This is a genomic window from Bradyrhizobium sp. SZCCHNR1002, from assembly GCF_032381435.1.
Classification (GTDB): domain Bacteria; phylum Pseudomonadota; class Alphaproteobacteria; order Rhizobiales; family Xanthobacteraceae; genus Bradyrhizobium; species Bradyrhizobium aeschynomenes.
On sequence record NZ_JAUHIS010000001.1, the window covers coordinates 358,882 to 382,031 of the forward strand.

At 66.0% G+C, this 23,150-nt stretch carries 20 protein-coding genes; 10 read left to right on the forward strand and 10 right to left on the reverse strand.

Going from position 1 to position 23,150, the window contains the following annotated elements; all coding sequences use genetic code 11:
- The first annotated feature begins 31 nt into the window (after positions 1 to 31).
- From QX108_RS01520 to QX108_RS01535, 4 genes are all read left to right on the forward strand, one after another.
- The gene (locus QX108_RS01520; protein ID WP_409998501.1) at positions 32 to 1,723 is read left to right on the forward strand and encodes a PQQ-dependent methanol/ethanol family dehydrogenase; all 1,692 of its coding nucleotides are present in this window, start codon (positions 32 to 34) and stop codon (positions 1,721 to 1,723) included.
- A 230-nt stretch (positions 1,724 to 1,953) separates the two neighbouring features.
- The gene (locus tag QX108_RS01525) at positions 1,954 to 3,084 is read left to right on the forward strand and encodes a c-type cytochrome (protein ID WP_409998472.1); all 1,131 of its coding nucleotides are present in this window, start codon (positions 1,954 to 1,956) and stop codon (positions 3,082 to 3,084) included.
- Between the two features lie 72 nt (positions 3,085 to 3,156).
- The gene (locus QX108_RS01530; protein ID WP_315779273.1) at positions 3,157 to 3,843 is read left to right on the forward strand and encodes a response regulator transcription factor; all 687 of its coding nucleotides are present in this window, start codon (positions 3,157 to 3,159) and stop codon (positions 3,841 to 3,843) included.
- 228 nt (positions 3,844 to 4,071) lie between these two features.
- Positions 4,072 to 4,794, forward strand: a complete 723-nt coding sequence (locus QX108_RS01535; RefSeq protein ID WP_315779271.1) for a response regulator transcription factor — start codon at positions 4,072 to 4,074, stop codon at positions 4,792 to 4,794.
- Here the strand turns inward: QX108_RS01535 and QX108_RS01540 are convergent.
- Both QX108_RS01540 and QX108_RS01545 read right to left on the reverse strand, forming a co-directional pair.
- Positions 4,748 to 6,100 carry a hybrid sensor histidine kinase/response regulator gene (locus QX108_RS01540; protein ID WP_315779269.1) on the reverse strand — a complete coding sequence of 451 codons (1,353 nt, stop codon included), beginning with the start codon at positions 6,098 to 6,100 and terminating at the stop codon, positions 4,748 to 4,750. The genes QX108_RS01535 and QX108_RS01540 overlap by 47 nt on opposite strands.
- Positions 6,097 to 7,269 (reverse strand): FIST N-terminal domain-containing protein, encoded by a 1,173-nt coding sequence (locus QX108_RS01545; RefSeq protein ID WP_315779267.1) that lies wholly within the window; start codon positions 7,267 to 7,269, stop codon positions 6,097 to 6,099. Before QX108_RS01545 ends, QX108_RS01540 begins: the two co-directional genes overlap by 4 nt.
- 218 nt (positions 7,270 to 7,487) lie before the next feature.
- Between QX108_RS01545 and QX108_RS01550 the strand changes: the two genes are divergently transcribed.
- Positions 7,488 to 7,859 (forward strand): c-type cytochrome, encoded by a 372-nt coding sequence (locus tag QX108_RS01550; RefSeq protein ID WP_315719832.1) that lies wholly within the window; start codon positions 7,488 to 7,490, stop codon positions 7,857 to 7,859.
- Positions 7,860 to 7,911: 52 nt separating this feature from the next.
- On the opposite strand, the gene QX108_RS01555 is transcribed toward QX108_RS01550, so the two are convergent.
- Positions 7,912 to 10,470 (reverse strand): hypothetical protein, encoded by a 2,559-nt coding sequence (locus tag QX108_RS01555; protein WP_315779265.1) that lies wholly within the window; start codon positions 10,468 to 10,470, stop codon positions 7,912 to 7,914.
- 192 nt (positions 10,471 to 10,662) lie between these two features.
- Between QX108_RS01555 and QX108_RS01560 the strand changes: the two genes are divergently transcribed.
- Positions 10,663 to 11,925: a TCR/Tet family MFS transporter gene (locus tag QX108_RS01560; protein ID WP_315719834.1), complete on the forward strand. Its 1,263-nt coding sequence runs from the start codon at positions 10,663 to 10,665 to the stop codon at positions 11,923 to 11,925.
- A gap of 108 nt (positions 11,926 to 12,033) precedes the next feature.
- Here QX108_RS01560 and QX108_RS01565 read toward each other — a convergent pair whose 3' ends face one another.
- From QX108_RS01565 to QX108_RS01575, 3 genes are all read right to left on the reverse strand, one after another.
- The gene (locus tag QX108_RS01565) at positions 12,034 to 13,260 is read right to left on the reverse strand and encodes an ABC transporter substrate-binding protein (protein ID WP_315719835.1); all 1,227 of its coding nucleotides are present in this window, start codon (positions 13,258 to 13,260) and stop codon (positions 12,034 to 12,036) included.
- A 144-nt stretch (positions 13,261 to 13,404) separates the two neighbouring features.
- A complete protein-coding gene (locus tag QX108_RS01570; protein ID WP_315719836.1) occupies positions 13,405 to 14,541 on the reverse strand; it encodes a hypothetical protein in 1,137 nt (378 codons plus the stop codon).
- Positions 14,542 to 14,636: 95 nt separating this feature from the next.
- Positions 14,637 to 15,257, reverse strand: coding sequence for a TetR/AcrR family transcriptional regulator (locus tag QX108_RS01575; protein ID WP_315779262.1), 621 nt, complete (start codon positions 15,255 to 15,257; stop codon positions 14,637 to 14,639).
- A gap of 178 nt (positions 15,258 to 15,435) precedes the next feature.
- Here QX108_RS01575 and QX108_RS01580 point away from each other — a divergent pair, with 178 nt between their 5' ends.
- Genes QX108_RS01580 through QX108_RS01590 form a run of 3 tightly spaced genes read left to right on the forward strand, consistent with a single transcriptional unit; the run spans position 15,436 to position 17,866 of the window.
- Positions 15,436 to 16,326, forward strand: coding sequence for a DUF3313 family protein (locus QX108_RS01580; RefSeq protein WP_315719838.1), 891 nt, complete (start codon positions 15,436 to 15,438; stop codon positions 16,324 to 16,326).
- Complete coding sequence (locus QX108_RS01585) at positions 16,323 to 17,561, forward strand: patatin-like phospholipase family protein (RefSeq protein WP_315779260.1); 1,239 nt, start codon at positions 16,323 to 16,325, stop codon at positions 17,559 to 17,561. The genes QX108_RS01580 and QX108_RS01585 overlap by 4 nt, the downstream gene beginning before the upstream one ends.
- 56 nt (positions 17,562 to 17,617) lie before the next feature.
- Positions 17,618 to 17,866, forward strand: coding sequence for a hypothetical protein (locus QX108_RS01590; RefSeq protein ID WP_315799380.1), 249 nt, complete (start codon positions 17,618 to 17,620; stop codon positions 17,864 to 17,866).
- Between the two features lie 311 nt (positions 17,867 to 18,177).
- Here the strand turns inward: QX108_RS01590 and QX108_RS01595 are convergent, their stop codons facing one another.
- Positions 18,178 to 18,921, reverse strand: a complete 744-nt coding sequence (locus QX108_RS01595) for an SDR family NAD(P)-dependent oxidoreductase (RefSeq protein ID WP_315779256.1) — start codon at positions 18,919 to 18,921, stop codon at positions 18,178 to 18,180.
- An 85-nt stretch (positions 18,922 to 19,006) separates the two neighbouring features.
- On the opposite strand from QX108_RS01595, the gene QX108_RS01600 reads away from it, so the two are divergent.
- Positions 19,007 to 19,261 carry a hypothetical protein gene (locus QX108_RS01600; RefSeq protein ID WP_315799381.1) on the forward strand — a complete coding sequence of 85 codons (255 nt, stop codon included), beginning with the start codon at positions 19,007 to 19,009 and terminating at the stop codon, positions 19,259 to 19,261.
- Between the two features lie 3 nt (positions 19,262 to 19,264).
- Here QX108_RS01600 and purF read toward each other — a convergent pair whose 3' ends face one another.
- The 3 genes from purF to radA form a co-directional block, all read right to left on the reverse strand.
- Positions 19,265 to 20,761: an amidophosphoribosyltransferase gene (gene purF / locus QX108_RS01605; RefSeq protein WP_315719842.1), complete on the reverse strand. Its 1,497-nt coding sequence runs from the start codon at positions 20,759 to 20,761 to the stop codon at positions 19,265 to 19,267.
- Between the two features lie 59 nt (positions 20,762 to 20,820).
- The gene (locus QX108_RS01610) at positions 20,821 to 21,447 is read right to left on the reverse strand and encodes a CvpA family protein (RefSeq protein WP_172109375.1); all 627 of its coding nucleotides are present in this window, start codon (positions 21,445 to 21,447) and stop codon (positions 20,821 to 20,823) included.
- A gap of 187 nt (positions 21,448 to 21,634) precedes the next feature.
- Positions 21,635 to 23,134, reverse strand: a complete 1,500-nt coding sequence (gene radA / locus QX108_RS01615; protein WP_315779251.1) for a DNA repair protein RadA — start codon at positions 23,132 to 23,134, stop codon at positions 21,635 to 21,637.
- Between the last annotated feature and the right edge of the window lie 16 nt (positions 23,135 to 23,150).

Sequence of the window (23,150 nt, forward strand, 5' to 3'; positions counted from 1 at the left end):
GGAACTGATGAACTTCACGAGCAGGAGATTCTTGGCTGGCATCTCGACGGTTGCGTTCCTCGTTGCCGGCACGCTGGGCGTCCGCGCCAACGACTCGGCGCTGAAGGCTGCCAGCGAGCCGGGCGCCTGGGCGATGGCCGGGCACGATTACGGCAACACCCGGTTCAGTCCGCTGAAGGAGATCACCACCGAGAACGCCGGCAAGCTGTCGCTGGTGTATTCGTTCTCGCTGGCCTCGCTGCGCTCGAACGAGGCCTCGCCGATCGTGATCGGCAACACGCTCTACGTCTCGACCTCATGGGGACCGAAATACGTCTATGCGCTGGATGCCGCCACCGGCGCGCGCAAATGGACCTACGAGCCTGAGATTCCGGACGACACGCTGCAATATGCCTGCTGCGACGTGAACAGCCGCGGCATCTCCTATGCCGACGGCAAGCTGTTCGTCGGCCGGCTCGACGGCAAGCTGACCGCGCTCGATGCCGCTACCGGCAAGGAGCTGTGGACGTCCAAGGTGGTCGACTACAAGCAGGGCTCGGTGATCACCTCGCCGCCGCTGGTCGTGCGCGACAAGGTCATCACCGGCTTCGGCGGCGGCGAGTACGGCGTGCGCGGCTCGCTTCAGGCCTACGACATCAACTCCGGCAAGATGGTCTGGCAGACCTACACGGTGCCCGCGCCCGGCGAGCCCGGCAGCGAGACCTGGAAGGGCGACACCGGCCTGCATGGCGGCGGCGCGGCCTGGCTGGTCGGCTCCTACGATCCGAAGAGCGACACGGTCTATTGGGGCACGAGCAACCCAGGTCCCTGGAACACCGCCGTGCGCTCGACCGGCAATGGCGATTTCGGCAAGCTGACAAATCTGTATACGGCGTCCACGCTGGCGCTCGATCCGAACACCGGCAAGATCAAGTGGCACATCCAGACCACGCCGGCCGATGCCTGGGACTATGACGGCGTCAACGAGGCCATTCTCGCCGACCTCAAGGTTGGCGGTGCAGCCGTTCCCACGCTGATGAAGGCCGATCGCAACGGCTTCTTCTTCGTGGCCAATCGCGAGACCGGCAAGGTGATCTCGGCCGAGAAGTACGTCTTCGCGAACTGGGCGCAGAAATGGGACACCTCCACGCTGCGCGCGGTCGAGGATCCGGACAAGCGGCCGGGCCCCGGACATCCCGTCAAGGACGTCTGCCCGAACCTGATCGGCGGCAAGAACTGGCAGCCGATGTCGTACAATCCGGACACCGGCCTGGTCTACATCCCGACGAACAACGTCTGCATGGACTGGTCGGTCAGCGACGTCTCGTACAAGCGCGGCGTGTTCTATCTCGGCGCGGAATTCCCGACCAAGGAAGGGCCCGGCGGATTCCTCGGTGAGCTCATCGCCTGGGATCCCGTGAACAACAAGAAGGTCTGGTCGATTCAGGAAGACCTTCCGTTCAACGGCGGCACGCTGAGCACCGCCGGCGGCCTGGTGTTCTCCGGCAACCTGCACGGCGACTTCCGCGCCATCGACGCCAAGACCGGCAAGATCCTGTGGAAGAAGAATCTCGGCTCCGGCATCGGCGCCGGTCCGGTGACCTATTCGGTCGACGGCAAGCAGTACGTCGCCGTCGTCGTCGGCCGCACCGCCTCGATCCCGGCGTTCCTGGGCGAGATCGGCAAGAAGATGACGAACGCAGCTCCTGAAGGCGGCGCCCTGTTCGTGTTCGCGGTCCAATAGCCGCAACGTTCGCGACGGCTGCGCGTGTCCCCGGCCGCGGGGACACGCGCAGCGCTCGGCCAATCCGCGTCGAGCGGACGAAGCAACACGGCCCGCTCGCGAGGGCGAGCCGTACCATCCAAACAACAAACAAGATCGAGGGACCGAGGATGCGCCTGAATCGCCGACAGACTGGCTCGAATGGACGGGCCGCCGCCGAACCGGCAGCACGCGCGACGGCTCTCGTCGCCTTGACGGCCTGCACCCTGCTGACCGCGCCGGCCGCAGCCCTGGTTCATGAGATGGAGCCGCTGCGGCTCTGTGCGGATCCGACCAATCTTCCGTTTTCAAGCGACAATCCGGCGCAGCCGGGATTCTATCTCGAGGTCGGCCAGGCGCTGTCACGCGAGCTCGGTCGCCCCGTGACGTATGACTGGTACAAATCCTATTTCGGCAAGCGAACCGTGCGCGTGACGCTGCTCGGCAAGCAGTGCGACGCGATGATCGGCCTGCCGCTGTCAGCGGACTTCATGGGGCCGGCAGTGATCTTCTCGAAGAAGATCGCGACCGAAACCTACGCACTCGTCAGCCGCGAGACGTTGGTCGTCCATGGCATCGACGACCTTCGCGGCAAGCGGGTCGCCGTGCAATATCAGACCACGCCGCAGAACCTGCTGGCCCAGCTTGATGACATCGAGAAGGTGACGGTGCTGACGCCGGACGAGGGCTTGGCGGCGCTGGCGAAGGGCAAGGTCGACATCGCCTTCGTCTGGGGACCGGTCGCAGGCTGGCTGAACAAGACGACCTACCAGGGCAGCTTCCGGATCCAGCCGGTCGAGGGCGACGGTCTGTCCTGGGATGCCGCGATCGGCCTCGCCAAGAGCTCCACGCAATTGCGCGATCAGATCGACGCCGCATTGCCGAAGCTCGCAGCCGGGATCGCCGAGCTGGCGGTCAAATACGGGCTGCCGAGCGAGCCGTCGATCAGGCTCGGCGCCGTGCCGCGTCCGATCAGGCTGGCGTCGCTGATCGAGCCTGCTCGGCTTCTGCGCCAGCCGGTTGCCGAGTCCGCCGTGACGAGGGTTTCGGACTCGACCGCGGGCCAGTCGAAGACCGAGGCGGTGACGCTGGGCAAGGAGATCTTCAACGGCACCTGCGCGCATTGTCACGGACCCGACGCCGTGCAGGCGGAACGGCGCATCGACCTGCGACGATTGCAGACCCGCTACGGCGAGGACATGCGCGACAAATATTGGAGCACGGTGCATGAAGGCCGTCCTTCCAAGGGCATGCCCGCCTGGAAGGAGGTCTTTACCGACGACCAGTTCGAGAGCATCTATTCATTCCTGCTGACCGTGCAGACGTCCGAAACGGCCAATTGAAGGAGGCGGACATCGGGCGGCCCGGCCTGTCGGGATCACCCGGTCCGTGCCGGCGGCAAGTGAGAGTCGGACATGACGCGCTTCCTGATCATCGACGATCATCCGCTGTTTCGCGAAGCGCTCGGCAATGCCGTGCGTCTGGCGCATCCGGATGCCGAGATCTTCGAGGCGCTGTCGATTGCCGATGCGCTCGCCAGCCTCGCAAGAGCACCCGATATCGACCTCGCGCTGCTCGACCTGACGCTTCCCGACGCCGTGGGCTTCTCGGGGTTCCTGCAACTGCGCGCCACGCATCCGCGGCTTCCGGTCGCCATCGTCTCGAGTGAGGAAGACCCGAACGTCGTGCGCGAGGCGCTGTCGCTCGGCGCCGCCGGCTATCTGCCGAAGTCGACCTCGAAGCGAGAGCTGACGTCGGCGATCGAGCGCGTGCTCAGCGGCTCGATCTCGGTCCCGAAGGACTTCGTGCCCGCGGCGGAGCGACAGGGCAACGGCTCCTCGCGCGCGCTGCAGGCGAGGCTCGCGGAGCTGACCCCGCAGCAGCTTCGCGTGCTCGACCTGATCAGGCGTGGCTATCAGAACCGGCAGATCGCCGGCGAGCTTCAGCTCGCGGAGTCGACCGTCAAGGCGCACATCACCGAGATCCTGCGAAAGCTCCGCCTGTTCAGCCGCAACAAGGCGGTCATCGAGATCGGCAAGATCGCGCTGCCCGCGCCGGCCGACCGTCAGGGACCGCGCACCGCCTCGCGCAGAAACCCGTAGCGGAATTGCTGCGGCGCAAGACGTCGCGGCCGTCGCGACATCGCCGACGTCTTGGGCGTTGATCTTGGGCGTTGATCTTGGCCGTTGATTGCGACCGACCTCCGCGCTATCGCTGTTGCTCCGGCCCTGACATCGGCTCGAAGATGCGGTGCGCGCACTGCTTTGAATGTCGGGTCCGCGACAATGACCAAGCCGGATTTCCGGTCCGGCCGGGGAGGGGACAGGCACGTGGCTCGATTGCTCATCATCGAGGACCATCCGCTGTTTCGCGAGGCGCTGGAGAGCGCCATCCGCGCCGCTCTGGCCGATGCCGAGATGCGCGAGGCGACATCGATCGACATGGCCGTCGATCTTCTTTCATCCCCGGCGAAATTCGACCTGATCCTGCTCGATCTCTCGACACCCGGAACGACCGGACTCTCCGGCGTCATTCGCGTCCGCAAGGCTGCGCCGCGCACGCCGATCCTCGTCGTGTCAGCGCATCAGGATCCGGGCCTCGTCGCCCATGTTCTCGCGCTGGGTGTCTCCGGCTACATCTCGAAATCGACCTCCAAGCTTCAACTGGCCGATGCGATCAAGGCGGTGCTGTCAGGCGACGTCCATGTCGAAGCCGGCTCGCTCGGCACCGGCACGCGCCGCGCCAGTCTTCCTGCTCGCGATCTCCTGAAGCGTCTCCACGAACTGACGCCGCAGCAGCTGCGCGTGCTCGATCTGATCCGCTGCGGGCTGCAGAACAAGCAGATCGCCTATGAGCTCGGGATCTGCGAGACCACGGTGAAGGTCCACGTCTCGGAGATCCTGCGCAAGCTCCGCGTCATGAGCCGGACCAAGGCGATCGTCGAGATGGAGAAGATCGACTTCGTCAATCTCATCAGCGGACCGCGGCCGAGCGGCGCCGACGAACTCATGACAGCAGGAACGACAACAGCGCGCGCAGCTCCGCAGGCCTGACCGGCTTGGTCAGGATCTCGAGGCCGTATTGGCTTGCTTCCCTGGCCGCGTCTTCGGAATAGTCGGCGGTCACGATCATCGCCGCAACCTCTCGCCCGAGGAATTGCCGGATGTCCCGGATCGCGGCAAGCCCGCTCTCGTCGCCTTCCAGGTGGAGGTCCGCGATGATCGTCTCGGGGATTGCCCCGAGCGCGCTCAGGCGCAGCAGCGCGTCCGTCGTCGATGCCGTGGCCACGACGTCGCAGCCCCATTTTTCCAGCAGACTGACCATGGCATCTGCAGTGGCCAGATCGTTTTCGATCAGCAGGATCTTTGCGCCTTCGAGCCCGCCAAAATCATGCTCGACGTGCTCGGCAGGATGCGGATCCGGCAGCACGGCGGCCGGGTCCGCCCGGTCGAGCGCGAGCCTGAACGTCGAGCCGTGGCCCATGCGCGACGCCAGCCCGACCTCATGGTTCAATGCGTTGGCGAAGCGGCGGACGATCGACAGGCCGAGCCCGAAGCCGGCCTGGTCCTCGGCGCTCGGCTGACCGCGCTGGAATTCGAGAAAGATCGCCTCCTGCTGCGGCCCGGGAATGCCCGGGCCGGTGTCGTAGACCTCGATCCGAACCCGGTCTGCGCCCGGTCCTCGCCGGCATCCCATGACGACGCCGCCCTGTCGCGTGTAGCGCAGCGCGTTCGCGAGGAGGTTCTGCAAGATGCGCCGCAGCATCATCGCATCCGAGATCACCGCGACCGAGGAGGGACAAATACGCAAGGACAGGCCGCGTCTGGCCGCGATCGGAGCGAATTCGCGTTCGAGCGGCGCAAACAGGCTCGCGAGCCAAATCGGCCTCATGTCGGGCCGCAGGGCGCCGGCATCGAGCTTGGCAATCTCCAGCAGCGACCGCAGCAGATCCTCGAGCGTGGCCAGCGAATGGTCGACCTGGCCGACCATGGCGGTGCCACGCTCGGACGAGACCTCGTCGGCCAATGTCGACAGCGTCAGCCGCGCGGCATTGAGCGGCTGAAGCAGATCATGCGTGACGGAGATGAGAACCGAGGATTTCAGGGAGCTGGCCGCCTCGGCCTGCTGCTTGGCGCGAAACAGGTCCTTGTTCGCCGTTTCTATCGAACGCAGCGCATCGCGCAGCTGCCGCGTCCGCTCGCGCACCTGGTGATCGAGCGCGATCGCCGTTTCGAACAGCGAGAATGCATTGAACTGCTGGTCCATCGAGCGCTCGACCCGGGACATCAGCGCGGCGTTGATCTTCCTGAGCTTGGCCGCCTCGCGCTGCAGGTCGTCCGGAGACCCGGCGCCGGTCATTGCGGCGCTCCCGGACGCTTGCCGATCGCGACCCCGGTCAGCGTCTGATTGACGTGCATCGAGCCGTACTGCTCGCCATAGGTATGGAAACCGACGATCCGGTTCTCGCGGTAGAGCTCGGACATTTCGCGCGCAAACTGGTGCTGCTCGGCGTCGAGGCGCCTGAGGATGCATTCAAAGCCGATGAAGAGCGAGACCTCGCCGATGTCGTCGCGGACCTCGGCCAGCATCTCGCGGGCCGCCGCCACCGAGTTGCGCGACCTCGCCGCCGTCAGCACCATGCCTTCGTCGATGGCGCAGAAGAACCGCAGCGAGCCGTCGGGGCTCACCCGCTGAATCGAGCGCGCGAAATACGATCCTCCCACGCGCACCAGGACCGGATGGGCCGCAAACAGGAACGGGTCGAGCTCGGAATCGGCGATCCCGATCGCGCGGCAATATTCCTCCGCCGCCGGCTCGGCATTGAGCTGCTTGACGATGCGCTGCTCGAGATCGGCTTCCGTCACCACCATCTTGGTCGAGGTCGGCTCGAAATTGTCGCATTTGAACAGCCGGAACGGCAATGAGGTCCTGATCAGGATGAGGACGGCCATGTCCGTGTGAGCTTTGCCGTCGTGAAAGACCCAGGTCTGCTCGAAGCGCAGACCATCGCCGGCCGACCCGCCAACCAGGGGAATGTTGTCGAGCGACGCATAGATCGCCGACATGATGGCCTCTTCGCGCTGGCACATGCCATCGATCAGGACGAGGCCAAATACGCTGTCGCCGTCGCGGCCTTCATGCTGCGACAGATTCTGCCTCAACTGGAGGCCAAGGCGCCGGCCTTCGTCGACGCGAAAGCCGGACAACCCGAAGATGGGCTGTGCGAACACGGTGAAATCGTCGGCGGCAAAGCCGAGCGCGACGACACTGTTGTCGTCCCAGCCATCGGGCGACAGCTCTCCCGCCGTCGTGCAGCCATACACGGGGATGTCCGCGAGACGGATCGTCATCTCCGACATGAACGCGTTCGGATCGTAATGGGGCGAGAGAAAGATCAGCACCATGGCCAGGCCGTCGGCAGGCAACTGGCCGCAGATGTCGGCCACCGCAGCGGCCTCCGTCGCAGCCTTCGACTTCGCCGCAATCACGCCGGACGGACGCGCGGGCCGAGGATCGGCGTTTCCCACCGGGGCACCTCCCTGAACGACACTTTCGAGCATCGTGTTGCAGATCGTTCGTTTTTTTAGAAGATTAGGCGAATTGAGCAGCAACGGCAACTGCGCGGCTTGATCCAGGACAAGGACTTGGATCGGGCAGTCGTCCGATCATCTGTGCGGATCTGCTCATGGTCTGGCCGCGGGGCTGGCCCGCGCCCGCTCCGGCGCGAAAGAGGGGAAGGATTCACATGCTCCGCCGCATCGCTCTTGCCGCCGTTCTCGCCGGCCTGGCCCCGAGCGCGCACGCGCTCGACGGAGATGCCGCCGCCGGGAAAAGCATCTTCCAGCGCATCTGCCAAAACTGCCACTCTGCCGAGATCGGCGTCAACAAGGTCGGCCCGAGCCTCTGGAACATCGTTGGCCGGCAGCCAGCCGCCGTGCCGGATTACGCATATTCGGAGAGCATGAAAAGGAACCATGCGCCCTGGACCGCAGCGGCTCTGGACGCCTATATCGCCGATCCGCGTGGGGACGTTCACGGAGTCAAGATGTATTTCAAAGGACTGGCGGACGCGAAGGAGCGGGCCGACGTCGTCGCCTATCTGTCGACGCTGAAATAGCGCAGCCAGGGAAGCTTTTGGCTTCCGCGCGATGACGGTGGACGCCGCGGGCCTAGTCGGCGGCCGAATGGATCGTGAGGTCGCCGGACTGCTCGGTCTCGTCGGATTGTTGCGAGGGCGCAACGCGCTCGTAGACAAACCTGTTCGTGACATCGCCGCCATCGGCCGACACGCCGATCCGATTCCGTTCGCTGGAGCCGCGATACTGCAGATATCCCCCGCTCTCGAGCTTCAGGCGTATATGCTCTCCGCCGGACAACTCGTCGAGCGTAAAGGTGGAGTCCGACCGAATGGCGTCGCCGTCGGGGGCCACGTAGTTGGTTTGTCCCTTGCGCAGATATTTGCCGTTGCCGTTGTCGGCCTTCAGCGCGAACCCGCCCCGATCGGCAGCGACCACCTTGAACAGGCAGAAATAGTCGCGGGCAGGTTTCGAAGCGTACAGACAGTCGCGGTTGTCCTCCCAGTAGCGCGAGAGATACAGGCCGTTCGAGGCCTTCAATGCGATCGTGTCGCCGGCTTGAAGAACGTGCTCCGCGACCCGGGCCAGAACCCAGTTCTTGATGCCTTCGTCCACCGTACAATGCTGCTGATTCCCGGCGGGGACGTACCATCTGTTGAACGGTGTCTCACCCGGCTGCACCGTTCTCGCCTCGAACGCGTAGGCGTCCTGACAGGGAACGCCGAGCGCACTGTGCACCGGGATGAAGCAGTTGACGTCGTAGTGCAGAGCCGCTCTCTGAGGGCAGATCAATGCGTCGTAGATCGTTTTGAAGTTCTTGGCGAGGCCGCCGGCGCAGCCGTCGCGCGTGTAGAAGCCCTGGGCGTCGGAGTCCACAGAGTAGAAGACGCGCGCATTGCGCGCCTGGTCCCACATGTAGAGCTCGGCATAGTAGGTCTTGGAATTGAAGACCTTGTTCGGTGTCGCCCAGAGCTCCACCTTGTAGACGGTCGGTGAATCCGTTCGTTCGACCGAGAGGGTCTTGGCGCCGCCTGGAATGCTGGCGGCATGTGAAGCAGGCGCGCCGTTGCAGACGGCATATTTCCTCGGTCGGGTCGGATAGCCGTGGAATGCGAGTGCCTCCAGTTCCGTATAGAACTTGTTGAACTCCGGCTTGGTCAATGACTCCCGTTCGCCATCCCAGCGCCAGACCTGATGGATCAGCATCTGCTTGGCCGCAGGATAATTCAGCAGCGTGTCGGGATCCGGCTGGCGATAGGCGAAGAACCTTGCCGTGATCTGGGCGGCGAGCGGCACATTGGCCGCCTGATGAGGCGAGTCGAATGTCGTCAGGGCCGCGACGTCGCCGGGGTCGAGCCGCTGCTGCTCGGCGTAGGCGAGCGCATAGCGGGCGATCAGGCCGCCCATGCTGCCGCCCATGGCATGAACTCGCGGCCGGCCTTGCGCGCTGTTGTCACGGATCCAGTACAGCGCCTCGAGGTAGACGAACGCGTTGCCCTGAATCGGAGAGCCGCGTTCGTCGAAAATCAGGATGACGAGATCGTAGCCGGCGACGCGCAACTCGTCCGCAAGCTTGGCATTGGGGTTGTTGCGCTCGCCCGTGAACCCATTGAAATAATCGTAGATGGCGTTTGCATCGTTCTTGCCCGGAAATCCCTCGGCCAGCAGCAGGGGCTTTCTGAGCTTTCCGCTCCTGTTGCTCCAGGCCCAGTAGACGTGCATCACTCCCTGGTAGAGCTTGCCCTCGTGGGGGATGCTCGCCCTCACGTGAATCCGACTGGCCGGGACGGGCGCGCCGTTGCCACGCTCGGGGGGAGTCGCGTGCCGAGCGGCGTCCGCCACGATGAATCGAAAGGCAGCGCAGCGGGCCTCGTCGCCGAACCATGCTCGCAGCACGATGCGCTGCTCTCCGGCTTCGTCATACGTCACGATGCTTTCGGTGTCGAACAGGGCGGGCCGAAAGCCTCCACCGTCGCCGAAATCGATCTCGACACGGTCCGGCAATTCGCCGTTCGAGACGTAGAGCGTCCTGTCCAGCTTGAAATGCACCTCGAGCCCGTCGTGCACCTCCTGCTGGCGGGAGACGCCCCAATAGGCCGGAGGCAGGATCGCACAGGCGGCAAACGCGGTCCTGGTTTCGATCATGTCGGAGATGTCGGTCCCCGGCGGCAACTCCAGAGCTGCCTGATCGCGGACGGCCCGGCGCAACGCCCCCGCCAGCCTGCGGTCCGGGGCCTGGTATTGCACGTTCAGAACGCCGATCGCGACCGCGCCTTGCTGCGAGTCGGCGAGGTCGAACATGGCGGAAAGCGGCGGAATGGTCTGCTCCGCCGCAACGGCCAGCTCACCGTACATCGCCTCCCATTGCCGTTGGTCGATGGTGTCGGCGTAGAGAGCACCATCCCGCAGATTTGCGAGGCCATTCAATCCAAGCAGGATCGGGATGTTCCGGTCTCGCCCGGCCCTGGAGCGCTGGGTCGCGATGAATTCATCAAGGACGCTGGAGCAGACGGTCTTGCGCTCGGCTGTCAGAGTGGCGGACATGGTCGTCTCCTTGCCTCCAGACGTGCTGGCGTGCGTGATTTCGTCGAACCAGCATTCACCCTCGAAGGTATTAAGTTGCATGGTGCTATCTCTGGTCGAGATAGCCAAATGGCTACCTGTCGCCGTTGCGCCGGGAGCATCGAAACTGCGACGGGGCCCCGCGATGGAACTCGTCTGGATCGTCGCGGGCTTTGCCGTGTCGCGCGCCTCCTGAGCTTCCGGATTGCCGGCCTGGGCCGCGCGTGTATAAGTCGGCGGCTCGTGCCGCGGCTGCCGCGGACGGTTGTCCGATGGCAGGTCATGGTCGAGAGCGACGTCAACAGATCCGACGGCATGCCGCAGTCGCCACGCCGCGGTGCCGTTGCGTTCATTTTCGTCACCATCCTGCTCGACATGCTCGCGCTCGGGCTGATCATGCCGATCCTGCCGAAGCTGATCGAAGGCTTCGTCGGCAACGACACCGCGCAGGCGGCGCGCATCTTCGGCCTGTTCGGCACCGCCTGGGCGCTGATGCAGTTCGTGTTCTCGCCGGTGCTCGGCAGCCTGTCCGACCGGTTCGGGCGGCGGCCGGTGATCCTGTTGTCGAATTTCGGGCTCGCGGCGGACTACGTGCTGATGGCGCTGGCGCCCTCGCTGGCCTGGCTCTTTCTGGGGCGCCTGATCTCCGGCGTCACCTCGGCCAGCATCTCCACGGCGTTTGCCTACATCGCCGACCTGACGCCGCCGGAGCGCCGCGCGGCGATCTTCGGCCGCATTGGCGCGGCGTTCGGCGCCGGCTTCGTGCTGGGTCCGGCCACCGGCGGACTGCTCGGCGACATCGATCCGCGATTGCCGTTCTGGGCGGCAGCCGGGCTCAGCTTCGCCAACGCGCTGTATGGATTGCTGGTGCTGCCGGAATCGCTCTCGCCCGAACGGCGCAGTCCGTTCCGCTGGCGAACCGCCAACCCGCTCGGCGCGCTGCAATTGCTGCGCTCGGACCGCACGCTCGCCGGACTCTCCGCCGTCAACTTCATCACCCAGCTCGCCCATGTCGTGCTGCCGTCGACCTTCGTTCTGTATGCGACCTATCGCTATGGCTGGGACACGCGCACCGTCGGCCTCACGCTGGCGATCGTCGGGGTCTGCGCCATGATCGTGCAGGGCGGGGCGGTCGGGCTGATCGTGCGCTCGCTCGGCGAGCGCGGCGCGCTGATGCTGGGACTATCGGCCGGCGCGGTGGGATTTCTGATCTTCGGCCTTGCGCCCACGGGAACGTTGAGCTGGCTCGGCATTCCCGCGATGGCGCTTTGGGGCGTGTCGGGTGCCGCGATCCAGGCGCTGATGACGCGGCTGGTGGCGCCCGACAAACAGGGGCAGCTGCAGGGCGCGACGTCGAGCGTGCAGAGCATGGCCCAGCTTGCCGGCCCGTTCCTGTTCACGCTGACCTTTGCCTATTTCATCGGCGCTGCCGCGCCGATGCATCTGCCGGGCGCGCCGTTCCTGCTGGCTGCGGCGCTGCTGATCGGAGCACTCGTGATGGCCATCCAAACACTGCGTGCGGGCAACGAAAAACCCTCATCCTGACACGCGGCGTTGCGTGTGGGATGAGGGTTGATCGGGATCGGAGGTCTCATGGTTGGAAGACGGCGCGAGGCGCCTCATCACCATGAGGGTCCGTCGAGGGCCGCAGGCTTACTTTTTCACCAGCGGACACTCGCTGGCCTCGAGCGGCTTGGCGGCGTCCTCCGGCGCGATCTTGGCGATCAGCTTGTAGTAGTCCCACGGATATTTGGACTCGTCCGGCTTCTTGACCTCGAACAGATAGGCCGGGATCAGGCGGCGGCCGTCGGCGCGCAGCGGGCCCTTGCCGAAGAGCGGGTCGTCGGTCGGGATCTCCTTCATCTTGGCCACCACCTTGACGCCGTCATGCGGATTGCCGCCGAGCGCCTCCAGCGTCTTCAGGTAATGCAGCGTGCCGGCGTAGACACCGGCCACCGTCATCGACGGCATCGTGCCCTTCGGTGACACCTTCTGGAACCGCTTGGACCATTCGCGGGTCTGATCGTTCAGATCCCAGTAGAACGATTCCGTGAACGTCAGGCCCTGCGCGACCTTCAGCCCCAGCGCATGCACGTCGTTGACGAACAGCAGGAGCGCGGCGAGCTTCTGGCCGCCCTGGACGATGCCGAATTCGGAGGCCTGCTTGATCGAGTTGGTGGTGTCGCCGCCGGCATTGGCAAGGCCGATGACCTTGGCCTTCGAGGACTGCGCCTGCAGCAGGAAGGACGAGAAGTCGGCGGTGTTGAGCGGGTGCTTGACCGCGCCCAACACCTTGCCGCCGCTGCTGGTCACCACCGCCGACGTGTCGCGCTCCAGCGCATGACCGAACGCGTAGTCTGCGGTGAGGAAGAACCAGCTGTCGCCGCCGGCCTTGGTCAGCGCCTTGCCGGTGCCGTTGGCGAGCATGTAGGTGTCGTAGGTGTAGGAGATGGTATTGGCGTTGCAGGCCTTGCCGGTGAGATCGGCGCTCGCTGCGCCCGAGTTCAGCAGGATCGAGTTCTTCTCCTTGACCAGATTGGAGACGGCCAGCGCCACGCCGGAGTTTGGCGTGTCCATGATCACGTCGACCTTCTGGGTGTCGATCCATTGCCGCGCGATGTTGACGCCGACGTCGGGCTTGTTCTGGTGATCGCCGCTGATGACCTCGATGGTCCAGCCCTTGGCCTTGAGGCCGGAATCTTCGACCGCCATGTTGGCGGCCGCAACCGAGTTCGGACCGCCGATGTCGGCATAGAGGCTCGACATGTCGTTGAGCACGCCGATCTTGACGACCTTATCGTCGGCGAAGGCGGAGCCGGCAAAGCAGAGCGCGGTGGCAGCAAGCAACGCGGCCATCCGGCGCGCATGAGACGTCGTCATCAAAGTCCTCCCTGGTGTCGTGTCGCGGCGGGGCTTGTTGGGCGCCCCTTGCCGTCTGTCATCCTGGATAGCCGGTCTCGTGGGTTGCGGCAATGCGCCAATAGGGGGGAGGGGCGCCCAAGCTTTGTGCTGATGGGGTGAGCGTTAACGCAGGGCGTCCGAGGTCAGCCTGAATTTCTGGATGCGCTTTCCGGTGTCGACCTCGGCGGTATAAACGTTGCCTTGCTTGTCGACGGCCATCGCATGCACCCAATGAAACTGGCCGGCATTGCGGCCATTGTGGCCGAAGCTCCCGACCACGCTGCCGTCGGAGCGGCGGATGATGCGGATCTCGTTGTTCTCGCCGTCTGCGGACAACAGATAGGTCTGCTTCGGATCGGGCCAGATCGCGACGTCCCACACCGCGCCGTTGCCCAGCGTGTTCTTCTCGAAGAACCATTCCGTCACGAAGGTGCCGTCCTTCCTGAACACCTGGATGCGATCGTTGATGCGGTCGCAGACATAGACGAGGCCGTCGTCGGCGATCTTCACGCAGTGTACGGGATTGCCGAACTGCTGCGCCGCCGGCGCCTTGGGATCGTAGGGCGGCTGCTTGGCATCGTCGGGAGCGCGACCATACGCGCCCCAATGCCGCTTGTAGGCCAGCGTCGTCGCATCGAATACGATGACGCGGCGGTTGCCGTAGCCGTCGGCCACATAGATCTCGTTCGCGTCCTTGTCGATCGCGGTCTCCGCCGGTTTGCCGAGCTGCGTCGTGTCGTTCGAGCCCTTGCTCGGCGCAATCGCTCCGATCTGGGCGACGAACTGGCCGTCTACGGTGAACTTCAGGATCGCGTTGTCGTTGTCGGCATTGCCGCCGATCCAGACGAAACCGCGCTCGTCGACCTCGATGCCGTGCTCGCGGCCGACCCATTCGTAGCCCTGTCCCGGGCCGCCCCAGGCGCGCAGCAGATTGCCGTCGACGTCGAATTCCAGCACCGGCGGCGCCGGAATGCAGCATTTCGAGCGCGGCGGATTCAGCGCTGCGCCCTTTTCGTCGTCGGTCAGCGAGCGTGGCCGCTGGATGACCCAGATGTGGCCCTGGCCATCCACGGTGATGCCGCCGACCTGGCCGAGGATCCAATTGTTGGGCAGCTGCTTCGGCCAGGACGGCTCGACGGCGAAGGTCGGGATGTCGGCGGCGCTGACGCTGCGCGGCAGCAAAAGAACGGTGGCCGCAATCGCCGAGACAAGCATCATCAGGGCAAGATCGATCGCGCGTCTGCGCGGTGCTCGCGTCATGGCATCCTCCCCCCGAGATCGGCTGCGATCGGCCGCTTTGTTGCAAGCAGTCAATCGTGCGCAGGGGAGGGTGTCAATTGGAGTGGCGGCGGGCGTCAGGTGGGAGCGGCCGTGTGCCCGGTCGCGGCGGGCGGCGCAAGGAAGCGTCTCAGCATGATCCGCAGATGCGCGCTGCTCGCCTGGACATCGACGGCCGGATTGCGGACGGGCAGAGCGCGGGCGCCGTCGACGATGGCGAGCAGGATATTGGCGGTCGCCTCGGGATCGAGCCGGGCATCGACCTCGCCACGCTGCTGCGCCTGGACGAGGAACTCGACCAGGAGCGTGCGCATCGCGCGCGTCTGGGCGTGGACGATCGCCGCGAAGTCGGGATTGCGGCAAGCCTCCGCCAGCGCTTCGGTGCTGAGCACCTGAGCCTGCGGCTGGTGGAGGCTGCTGTTTTCGAGTTCCTGCACCAGCGCGTCGATCACATTGGGCGCTGCCAGCACGGCCTGGAGCCGCGCCGCGGCATGGCCGAGGTTCATCTCAACCAGCGCCTGGATCATGGCCTCCTTGCTCGGGAAGTAGTGATAGAGGTGGCCCGGGCTGATCTTGGCGGCAGCGCAGATGTCGGTGGTGCTGGCGCCGTGAAACCCGCTCCTGACGAAGCACGACAGCGCCGCCTGGAGAATGCCCCGGCGCTTCTGCTCATGCTTGACCGGATCGACCTTCCGCATCGCTTCAATTCCGCCGCCCAACTCTCGCCAAAATCGCGGGCTCCCGACAACTCATTGTAATATAAAATAATATTTCTCGCCGCTGTAATCTAGAGAATTTGATCTAGCTTTGTTGGACAAGCGCCGACGCTTGTGAGAATAAATAGAGTAAGTTCTCTATCAATGGAATTCCCGCGTCATGCGTGTCGCCTCGCTGCAGTGGACGGCGCTTCTCTCGGTGGCCTTGGCGCAGTCGGGTTGCGCGACCGCACCGCTGGAACGCGCCGGTTCGCTGCGGAATTACGACCGGCTCGCTGACGCCAACGGTCTCGTGACCCGGGCTCAGATCAAGGCCAACAAGCAAGAGTTGATCGAAGCGAAGACCGTCCGGATCGAGCCGACCGCATTTCCGCCGCGTCCCGGCGTCACCCTGGACGAATCCGAGCGCAAGCTGGTGGCCAATGTGATCAGCCGCGAAATGTGCCTGCGCTTGAGCGAGCGCTTCCGCATCGTCTCGCCGGGAGAGGATTCCGACCTGACGGTGAGGGCGACCGTGACTCATGCGACCGCCACCAACGCGACCGCATCCGCGGCCTCGCAGGCGGCCTCGGTCGCCAAGAGCGTGGCGCTTCCGGGCGTGCCGGTGCCGGTGCCGCGGCTGCCGATCGGGCTGGGAACCTTGTCGGTCGAGGCCGATGCGCGCAACTTCGCCGGTTTCCAGGCCGCAGCGATGGTGTGGGCGCGCGGCGCCAGTTCGGTCTCGACGGCCCGCATGGCCAATGACGGCGATGCCTACGATCTCGCGTCCGAGTTCGGTGCCGATTTCGCCAAGCTGGTGTCGACCGGCGAGTCGCCGTTCGGCGGCCTGCCGTCGCTGCCGTCGGCGTCGAGCCTGCCGGCCAAGCTGGGCGGCGCGCCGAAATATGCCGCGTGCGAGCAGTTCGGGCGCTTTCCCGGCGTGAAGGGGTTTGTCGGCGCCGGTCTCGGCCTGCCGCCGGGCTGGACCGACAAGGGCGCCGAGGAGGCGAGCTCTACTGCGCAACCGCCGCCGCCGATGGTCGCGAGCATGGAGCAGCAGCCCGCGCGATGACCCCGGCCGTTGATGTCCGCACCGTCGTTTCGCGTGTGCTGCTGACGCTCGCCGTCGCGCTGCCGCTGGCGGCCTGCGCCGCGATCATGCCGCGCAATGCGGCGCCCGAGCTCGCGGCCGCCAGCGCCGAGCCGGTCGGTTTTCGCGACGTGCGCTATTGGGGCGACGAGCCGGCGCCGCGCTTTGCCGAAGCCTCCGTGCAGCGCGCCTCGGCCATGCTTCCCGCCCAGCGTTCGCTGAATTTTCTGGCGATCTCCGGCGGCGCAGAGAACGGCGCGTTCGGCGCCGGGCTGCTGGTCGGCTGGAGCGAGGCCGGCGATCGGCCGAACTTCGACATGGTCACCGGCGTGAGCTCCGGCGCGCTGATCGCGCCGTTCGTCTTTCTCGGCCGCGCGCATGACGACCGGCTGCAGGAGGTGTTCACCGCCTATGAACGCAAGGACATCTTCACCTCCAACATTCCCGGCCTGCTGCAGGGATCGGCGCTGGCCGACAACACGCCGCTGTCGCGGCTGATCGAGAAATATGTCGATCGCGACTTCCTGCGCGACGTCGCCCGCGAGAGCCGCAAGGGCAGGGTGCTGCTTGTCGGCACCACCAATCTTGATGCGCAGCGGCCGGTGCTGTGGGACATGGGCCGCATCGCCGCGGCCGACACGCCGGAGGCGATCGAGTTGTTCCGCAAGGTGCTGCTGGCCTCGGCGACGGTGCCCGGCGCCTTCGCGCCGGTCCGCATCAAGGTTCGGATCGGCGACAAGGACTATGACGAGCTGCATGTCGATGGCGGTGTCACCCGCCAGGTCTTCATCGGCCCCTCGGTGCTGCGCCTCGTCTCCGGCCGCGGCCCGCGCCGCACGGTGAACGGCGCGCATCTCTACGTCATCCGCAATGCCCGCATCGATCCGCAATTCGAGAGCGTCGGCGCCGACGTGCTCTCGGTGACGCAGCGCTCGCTCTCGACCTTGATCAAGAACCAGGGCATCGGCGACATCTACCGGATCTACTCGGTCGCGAAGTTCAACGGCATCGACTTCAACCTCGCCAGCGTGCCCGGCGATTTCCAGGTCAAGGCCGATGGTCCCTTCGACCGCACCTACATGACCGCGCTGTTCGACCGCGGCCGCGACATGGGCCGCCGCGGCTATCCGTGGGTGAAGGCTCTGCCGGGCCTGCAGTCCAACGAGCATGGCATCACCGCGCAGAGTTCGGCGCCCACGATGGCGTTGGCCCGATGACGTCGCATACGGGCTTGCCTTCGATGGGGCGAACAGCGCTCGCGACGACGCTGTTGATGCTGCTGCTGCTCGGCGGCTGCACGACGACTGGAACGACGCCGACAGCCGAAAGCGCGCAATACGGCGCCACGTACAACTATCTCCCCGTCAACGACGTGCCGCATGATGATCAGCGCCCGGTACTGACGACGGAGCAGCAGGAGAAGCTGCGCAAGGAATTGGCGGCCGTGCGCGATCGCCAGGTGCCGGCAGCGGTGAAGGCCACGACGCCAAAGCCTGCAGCGACGAGTGCCGCTCCGAAATAGCTCCAATGCCAATCGGCTACAGCTCGCTTCACTCATGCGGTGTTGAGAGTTGGCGAACTGAGAGTCTCGGTCCCGGCGACATCCTCCGCCGTCGTCCCGGCGAACGCCGGGACCCATACCGCGTGATGTGTGTTGGGGAAGACAGTCGGAGTTGCGATCTCGCGCAATATGACCGCCCGTGGCTATGGGTCCCGGCTCGGTGGCCGGGACGACAGCTGTGGGTGTCGCTCATGGCCGGGCATGGATCGATGAGGTCCGAGACGACGTCATCGTTGCGCGGTGAGGCCGGCAGACGGGATTCTCCCGGCCACTTACGCCGGCGGCTGAAAACTCTTCAGCGTGCGGGTCTTGTACTCGTAGAGCTTGCCGGTCTCGGTCCACGACGGCAGGCACATCGGCAGGATGAACTCGGCGACCTGCTCGGGCGTCTCCAGCGTCATCGGGTCCTCGCCGGGAAACACCGTGGCGCGCATGCGGGTGCGGATCGGGCCGGGGCTGAACAGGTTGACGCGCAAAGGCGTGCGCTCGGTCTCGTGGGCCCAGACGCGCGCCAGGGTCTCCAGCGCGGCCTTGGTGACGGCGTAGGGTCCGAGATAGGCCTGCGCCTTGTGGGCGGCGCCCGAGGTGAGGAACACCGCGCGGCCGGCGTCGGAGGCCTTCAGCAGCGGCTCCATGCAGCGGATCAGCTGGAAGTTGGCGGAGAGGTTGACGGCGACGACGTCGTTCCACGGCTTGAGGTCGATATGGCCGAGCGGCGAGGACGGGCCGGGCACGGCGGCATTGCCGACGAGGATGTCGAGCTTGCCGTGGCGCTCATGCAGCGCGGCGCCGAGCCGGGCGATGCCGTCGCTGTCGGTCATGCTGAGCGGCACCAAGGTGGCGCCGCTGCCGGTGTCTTTCCGGATCTCGTCGTCGAGCTCCTCCAGCCCGCCTTGCGTACGGGCCACGGCCACGACATGCGCACCGGCGCGGGCGAGCGCCCGGGCGGTCGCATGGCCGATGCCGCGCGAGGCGCCGGTGATGAGGGCAATCCGATTGGCGAGGGGAAGGGTCATCACGATGATCTCACGGCCGTCGTCCCGGCGAACGCCGGGACCCATACTCCGCGGCGGTTATGATGGAGTTGGCTGGTTGTGGCTAGTGCTGTCCGCCAAACCGCTGTCGGTGATTATGGGTCCCGGCGTTCGCCGGGACGACGCACAATCTTTGATGCGCCCCTCACGTATCGCTGCCACCATCGCCGTAGTTGGCCTGGCCGCTGCGATCCGGCCGATCGTCCGGCGTGACCTTCAGGCCCTGGCGGGACGCGAACACGACGAACGCAAGCAGGAGCGCGTCGCCGGTCGTTGCAAGGAGCTGCAGGGCACGCTCACGGCCTGCACGCTCACGGCTTGAGCCTCAACTCGCTTCCGCCAGCAGCGACAGCTGCTGCTGGGACGGCTCGACCAGCGACTGGTCGGTGAGGTGGGTCGGATAGCTGCCGGTGAAGCAGTGGTCGGCGTATTTCGGCGCGGCGGGGTCGCGGGCCGGCTCGCCCATGGCGCGGTACATGCCGTCGATCGACAGGAAGGCCAGCGAATCGGCGCCGATCAGCTCGCGCATCTGCTCGAGCGAATGCGTCGCCGCCAGCAGGCCGCCGCGGTCCGGCAGGTCGATGCCGTAATAGTCGGGGTAGAGGATCGGCGGCGAGGCCAGGCGGAAATGCACCTCGGTGGCGCCGGCGTCGCGCATCATGCGCACGATCTTGCGCGAGGTGGTGCCGCGCACCAGCGAATCGTCGATCAGGATGATGCGCTTGCCTTCGATGGCGGCGCGGTTGGCCGAGTGCTTCATGCGCACGCCGGATTCGCGGATCGCCTGGGTCGGCTGGATGAAGGTGCGGCCGACATAGTGGTTGCGGATGATGCCGAGCTCGAACGGCACGCCGGAATACTGGCTGTAGCCGATCGCCGCCGGCACGCCTGAATCCGGCACGGGCACGACCACGTCCACCTCGGGATGGCTCTCGCGCGCGAGCTGCGCGCCGAACGCCTTGCGCACCTCATAGACCGAGCGGCCGCCGACCACGGAGTCGGGGCGCGCGAAGTAGATGTATTCGAACACGCAGGGACGCGCCGGCTTCGGCGGGAACGGCTTGTGGCTGTGCATGCCGGTCTCGTCGAAGATCACGACCTCACCCGGCTCGATGTCGCGGATGTAGCGGGCGCCGATCATGTCGAGCGCGCAGGTCTCCGAGGCCAGGATCGGGCAGCCTTCGAGCTCGCCATAGACCAGCGGGCGGATGCCGAGGGGATCGCGGGCGCCGATCAGCTTCTTGTTGGTCATGCAGACCAGCGAGTAGGCGCCTTCCAGCGCGCGCAAAGCCTCGATGAAGCGGTCGATGAAATTGCTGCGGCGGGAATGCGCGACGAGATGCAGGATCACCTCGGTGTCGGTGGTCGACTGCATGATGGCGCCGGCGCGCACCAGCTCGCGGCGGAGCGTGAGGCCGTTGGTGAGGTTGCCGTTGTGGCCGACGGCGAAGCCGCCGGCGCCGAGCTCGGCGAACAGCGGCTGCACGTTGCGCAGGATGGTCGCGCCGGTCGTGGCGTAGCGGACATGGCCGATCGCGGCATTGCCGGGCAGGCGCTCGATCACCTCGCGGCGGGAGAAGGTGTCGCCGACCAGGCCGAGGCGACGCTCGCTGTGGAAGCGGGCGCCGTCATAGGAGACGATGCCGGCGGCTTCCTGGCCGCGATGCTGGAGCGCATGCAGGCCGAGCGCGGTGATCGCGGCGGCGTCGTTGTGCCCATAAATGCCGAACACGCCGCACTCTTCGCGCAGCGTGTCTCCGTCCAGGTCTGGGTCTCTCGTGTAGGCTTGAGGTCCGAAGTCCAGATCCGCGCAGGTATCCATTTGGGCTTCGCCGGAAGAATCGTGGTGCTGGTCCATCGCGCCTCTCTTCTGGGCTTGGCTCACTTGGCCGCGGGTTTCTCGATCAGCTTCTTCAAGCTGTCGCGGGCAGGCTTGCTGTACCCATCGCCGCCCGCTGCGGGCGACTCGGTGTCAGTCTGGTCGTCGTCCGGCTTGTTCTTCTTGAATTTCTTTAAAATGGTGTTCTCGGGATCATCAGGCAAGAGCGACATCAGCCAATCCCCGGTTCCCTGCAGGACGACGCGGGACTTGGCGGAGGTGACCCAGTCCGGACGCTGCTTGTCCGGCACCAGCCAGCTGAAGAACAGGAAGGCGACCACGACGATCAGCAGGCCGCGGCCGAGGCCGAACAGGAATCCGAGGGTGCGGTCGAGCGCGCCGATCCGCGAATCGAGGATCATGTCGGAAATCTTGACCGTGATCACCGAGACGATGAGCAGGGTGCCCACGAAAGTACCGGCGACGACGACGACGCTCGCGACGGTATCGTTGTTGAAGTAGGTCTTGGCGGTCGGCAGCAGCTTGGAGAATGAATAAAGCGTGACCAGGGCGGCCGCGCCCCAGGCCGCGATCGAGAGGATCTCGCGCATGAAGCCGCGGACCATCGCGAGCAGCCCCGACACCAGCATCACGCCGAGCAGGATGAGATCGAGGATCGTTATCGGCATCGGCTGCTCAGGTCCGCTTCACAGGTCCAAGGTTCGCTTCAAGGTTCGCGTCGAATCGACCGAGGAGCGATCCTCCGCGTGGAGGAAAGCAGGGTTCCCCGGCAAGTCCGGAGGCAGCACGCGATGGCCTGCGCGCGCCCGGTTGCGGCGTTGTATAGCGGCGAGTCACGCGAACGTCACGGTCCGCCTAGCCGTCCTGGCGGCGGAATCTCGCTGGTGTGGCATTTTTTTCGGCATGGCTGGGGCCACGGCGGCCCTGGTCGCGCGACTCCTCGTCGTCCCGGCTGCTGGCTTGACGTGCCCGCGGGGTGCCGCGGGCCGCAATGTCAGCGACCAGCGACGTCAATCCGCCGACGGTATTGAGGTTCAGCCCGGCATCGCCGCCGGCCTCGCCGCGGGCGCGTTCCGGCAGCACCACGCGCAGAAAGCCGAGCTTGGCGGCCTCCTTCAGGCGCGCCGAGGTCTGGGCCACCGGGCGGACCGCGCCGGACAGCGAGATTTCGCCGAAATAGACGGCGTCCGGCGGCAACGGCGCGTTCACTAACGAGGAGACCAGCGCCGCGGCGGCGGCGAGGTCCGCCGCCGGCTCGTGGATGCGCAGGCCGCCGGCGACGTTCAGATAGACGTCGTGGCCGGACAGCTTGACGCCGCAATGCGCCTCGAGCACCGCCAGCACCATCGACAGCCGGCTCGGATCCCAGCCGACCACGGCGCGGCGCGGGGTGCCGAGCGAGGTCGGTGCGACCAGGGCCTGCATCTCGACCAGCACCGGGCGCGTGCCCTCGATGCCGGCAAACACGGCCGTGCCGGGGCTGCCGAGGTCGCGCTCGGACAAGAACAGCTCGGAGGGATTGGTGACCTCGCGCAGGCCGAGGCCGGTCATCTCGAACACGCCGATCTCGTCGGTCGGCCCGAAGCGGTTCTTCACCGCGCGCAGGATGCGGAACTGCTGCGAGCCCTCGCCCTCGAACGACAGCACGGCGTCGACCATGTGCTCGACGACGCGGGGACCAGCGATCTGGCCGTCCTTGGTGACGTGGCCGACCAGGATGATGGCCGCGCCGGATTTCTTGGCAAAGCGAATGAGCTTCTGCGCGGAGGCGCGCACCTGGGTGACCGTGCCCGGCGCCGATTCCACGGTATCGGTCCACATCGTCTGGATCGAATCGATGACGATCAGCCGGGGCACGGCGCCCTCGGACAGGGTCGAGATGATGTCCTCGACCGAGGTCTCGGCCGCCAGCTGCACCGGCGCGTCGGCGAGCCCGAGGCGCTCGGCGCGCAGCCGCACCTGCGCCACGGCCTCCTCGCCTGAAATGTAGACCGCGCGATGACCGGCGCGCGCCATCATCGCGGTGGCCTGGGTCAACAGCGTGGACTTGCCGATGCCGGGATCGCCACCGACCAGGAGAATGGAGCCGCGCACGAAGCCGCCGCCGGTGACGCGGTCGAGCTCGGTCATGCCCGAGGACAGCCTGGGCGCGTCGATGCTCTTGCCGGTCAGCGATTCCAGCTGGAAGGTGCGGCCCTTGCGCTTGGAGCGCAGCGACACCGGCGCCGAGGTCGCGCCCGTCGTGTCTTCCTCCGCCAGCGTGTTCCACTCGCCGCAGGCCTCGCATTTGCCCTGCCAGCGCGAATAGGCCGCGCCGCAGTTCTGGCAGACGAAGGAGAGCGTGGTCTTGGCCATGTCGGGAGAATCGATG

Excerpts from the sequence above, each read along its gene's own strand:
- QX108_RS01610 (WP_172109375.1), bottom strand. The coding sequence starts at position 21,447 with ATGCCGATAACGATCCTCGATCTCATCCTGCTCGGCGTGATGCTGGTG.
- QX108_RS01595 (WP_315779256.1), bottom strand. The coding sequence starts at position 18,921 with ATGACCCTTCCCCTCGCCAATCGGATTGCCCTCATCACCGGCGCCTCG.
- QX108_RS01530 (WP_315779273.1), top strand. The coding sequence starts at position 3,157 with ATGACGCGCTTCCTGATCATCGACGATCATCCGCTGTTTCGCGAAGCG.
- purF (WP_315719842.1), bottom strand. The coding sequence starts at position 20,761 with ATGGATACCTGCGCGGATCTGGACTTCGGACCTCAAGCCTACACGAGA.
- QX108_RS01550 (WP_315719832.1), top strand. The coding sequence starts at position 7,488 with ATGCTCCGCCGCATCGCTCTTGCCGCCGTTCTCGCCGGCCTGGCCCCG.
- QX108_RS01575 (WP_315779262.1), bottom strand. The coding sequence starts at position 15,257 with ATGCGGAAGGTCGATCCGGTCAAGCATGAGCAGAAGCGCCGGGGCATT.
- radA (WP_315779251.1), bottom strand. The coding sequence starts at position 23,134 with ATGGCCAAGACCACGCTCTCCTTCGTCTGCCAGAACTGCGGCGCGGCC.
- QX108_RS01590 (WP_315799380.1), top strand. The coding sequence starts at position 17,618 with ATGCTGCTGCTGCTCGGCGGCTGCACGACGACTGGAACGACGCCGACA.
- QX108_RS01560 (WP_315719834.1), top strand. The coding sequence starts at position 10,663 with ATGGTCGAGAGCGACGTCAACAGATCCGACGGCATGCCGCAGTCGCCA.
- QX108_RS01585 (WP_315779260.1), top strand. The coding sequence starts at position 16,323 with ATGACCCCGGCCGTTGATGTCCGCACCGTCGTTTCGCGTGTGCTGCTG.
- QX108_RS01565 (WP_315719835.1), bottom strand. The coding sequence starts at position 13,260 with ATGACGACGTCTCATGCGCGCCGGATGGCCGCGTTGCTTGCTGCCACC.
- QX108_RS01570 (WP_315719836.1), bottom strand. The coding sequence starts at position 14,541 with ATGACGCGAGCACCGCGCAGACGCGCGATCGATCTTGCCCTGATGATG.
- QX108_RS01540 (WP_315779269.1), bottom strand. The coding sequence starts at position 6,100 with ATGACCGGCGCCGGGTCTCCGGACGACCTGCAGCGCGAGGCGGCCAAG.
- QX108_RS01580 (WP_315719838.1), top strand. The coding sequence starts at position 15,436 with ATGCGTGTCGCCTCGCTGCAGTGGACGGCGCTTCTCTCGGTGGCCTTG.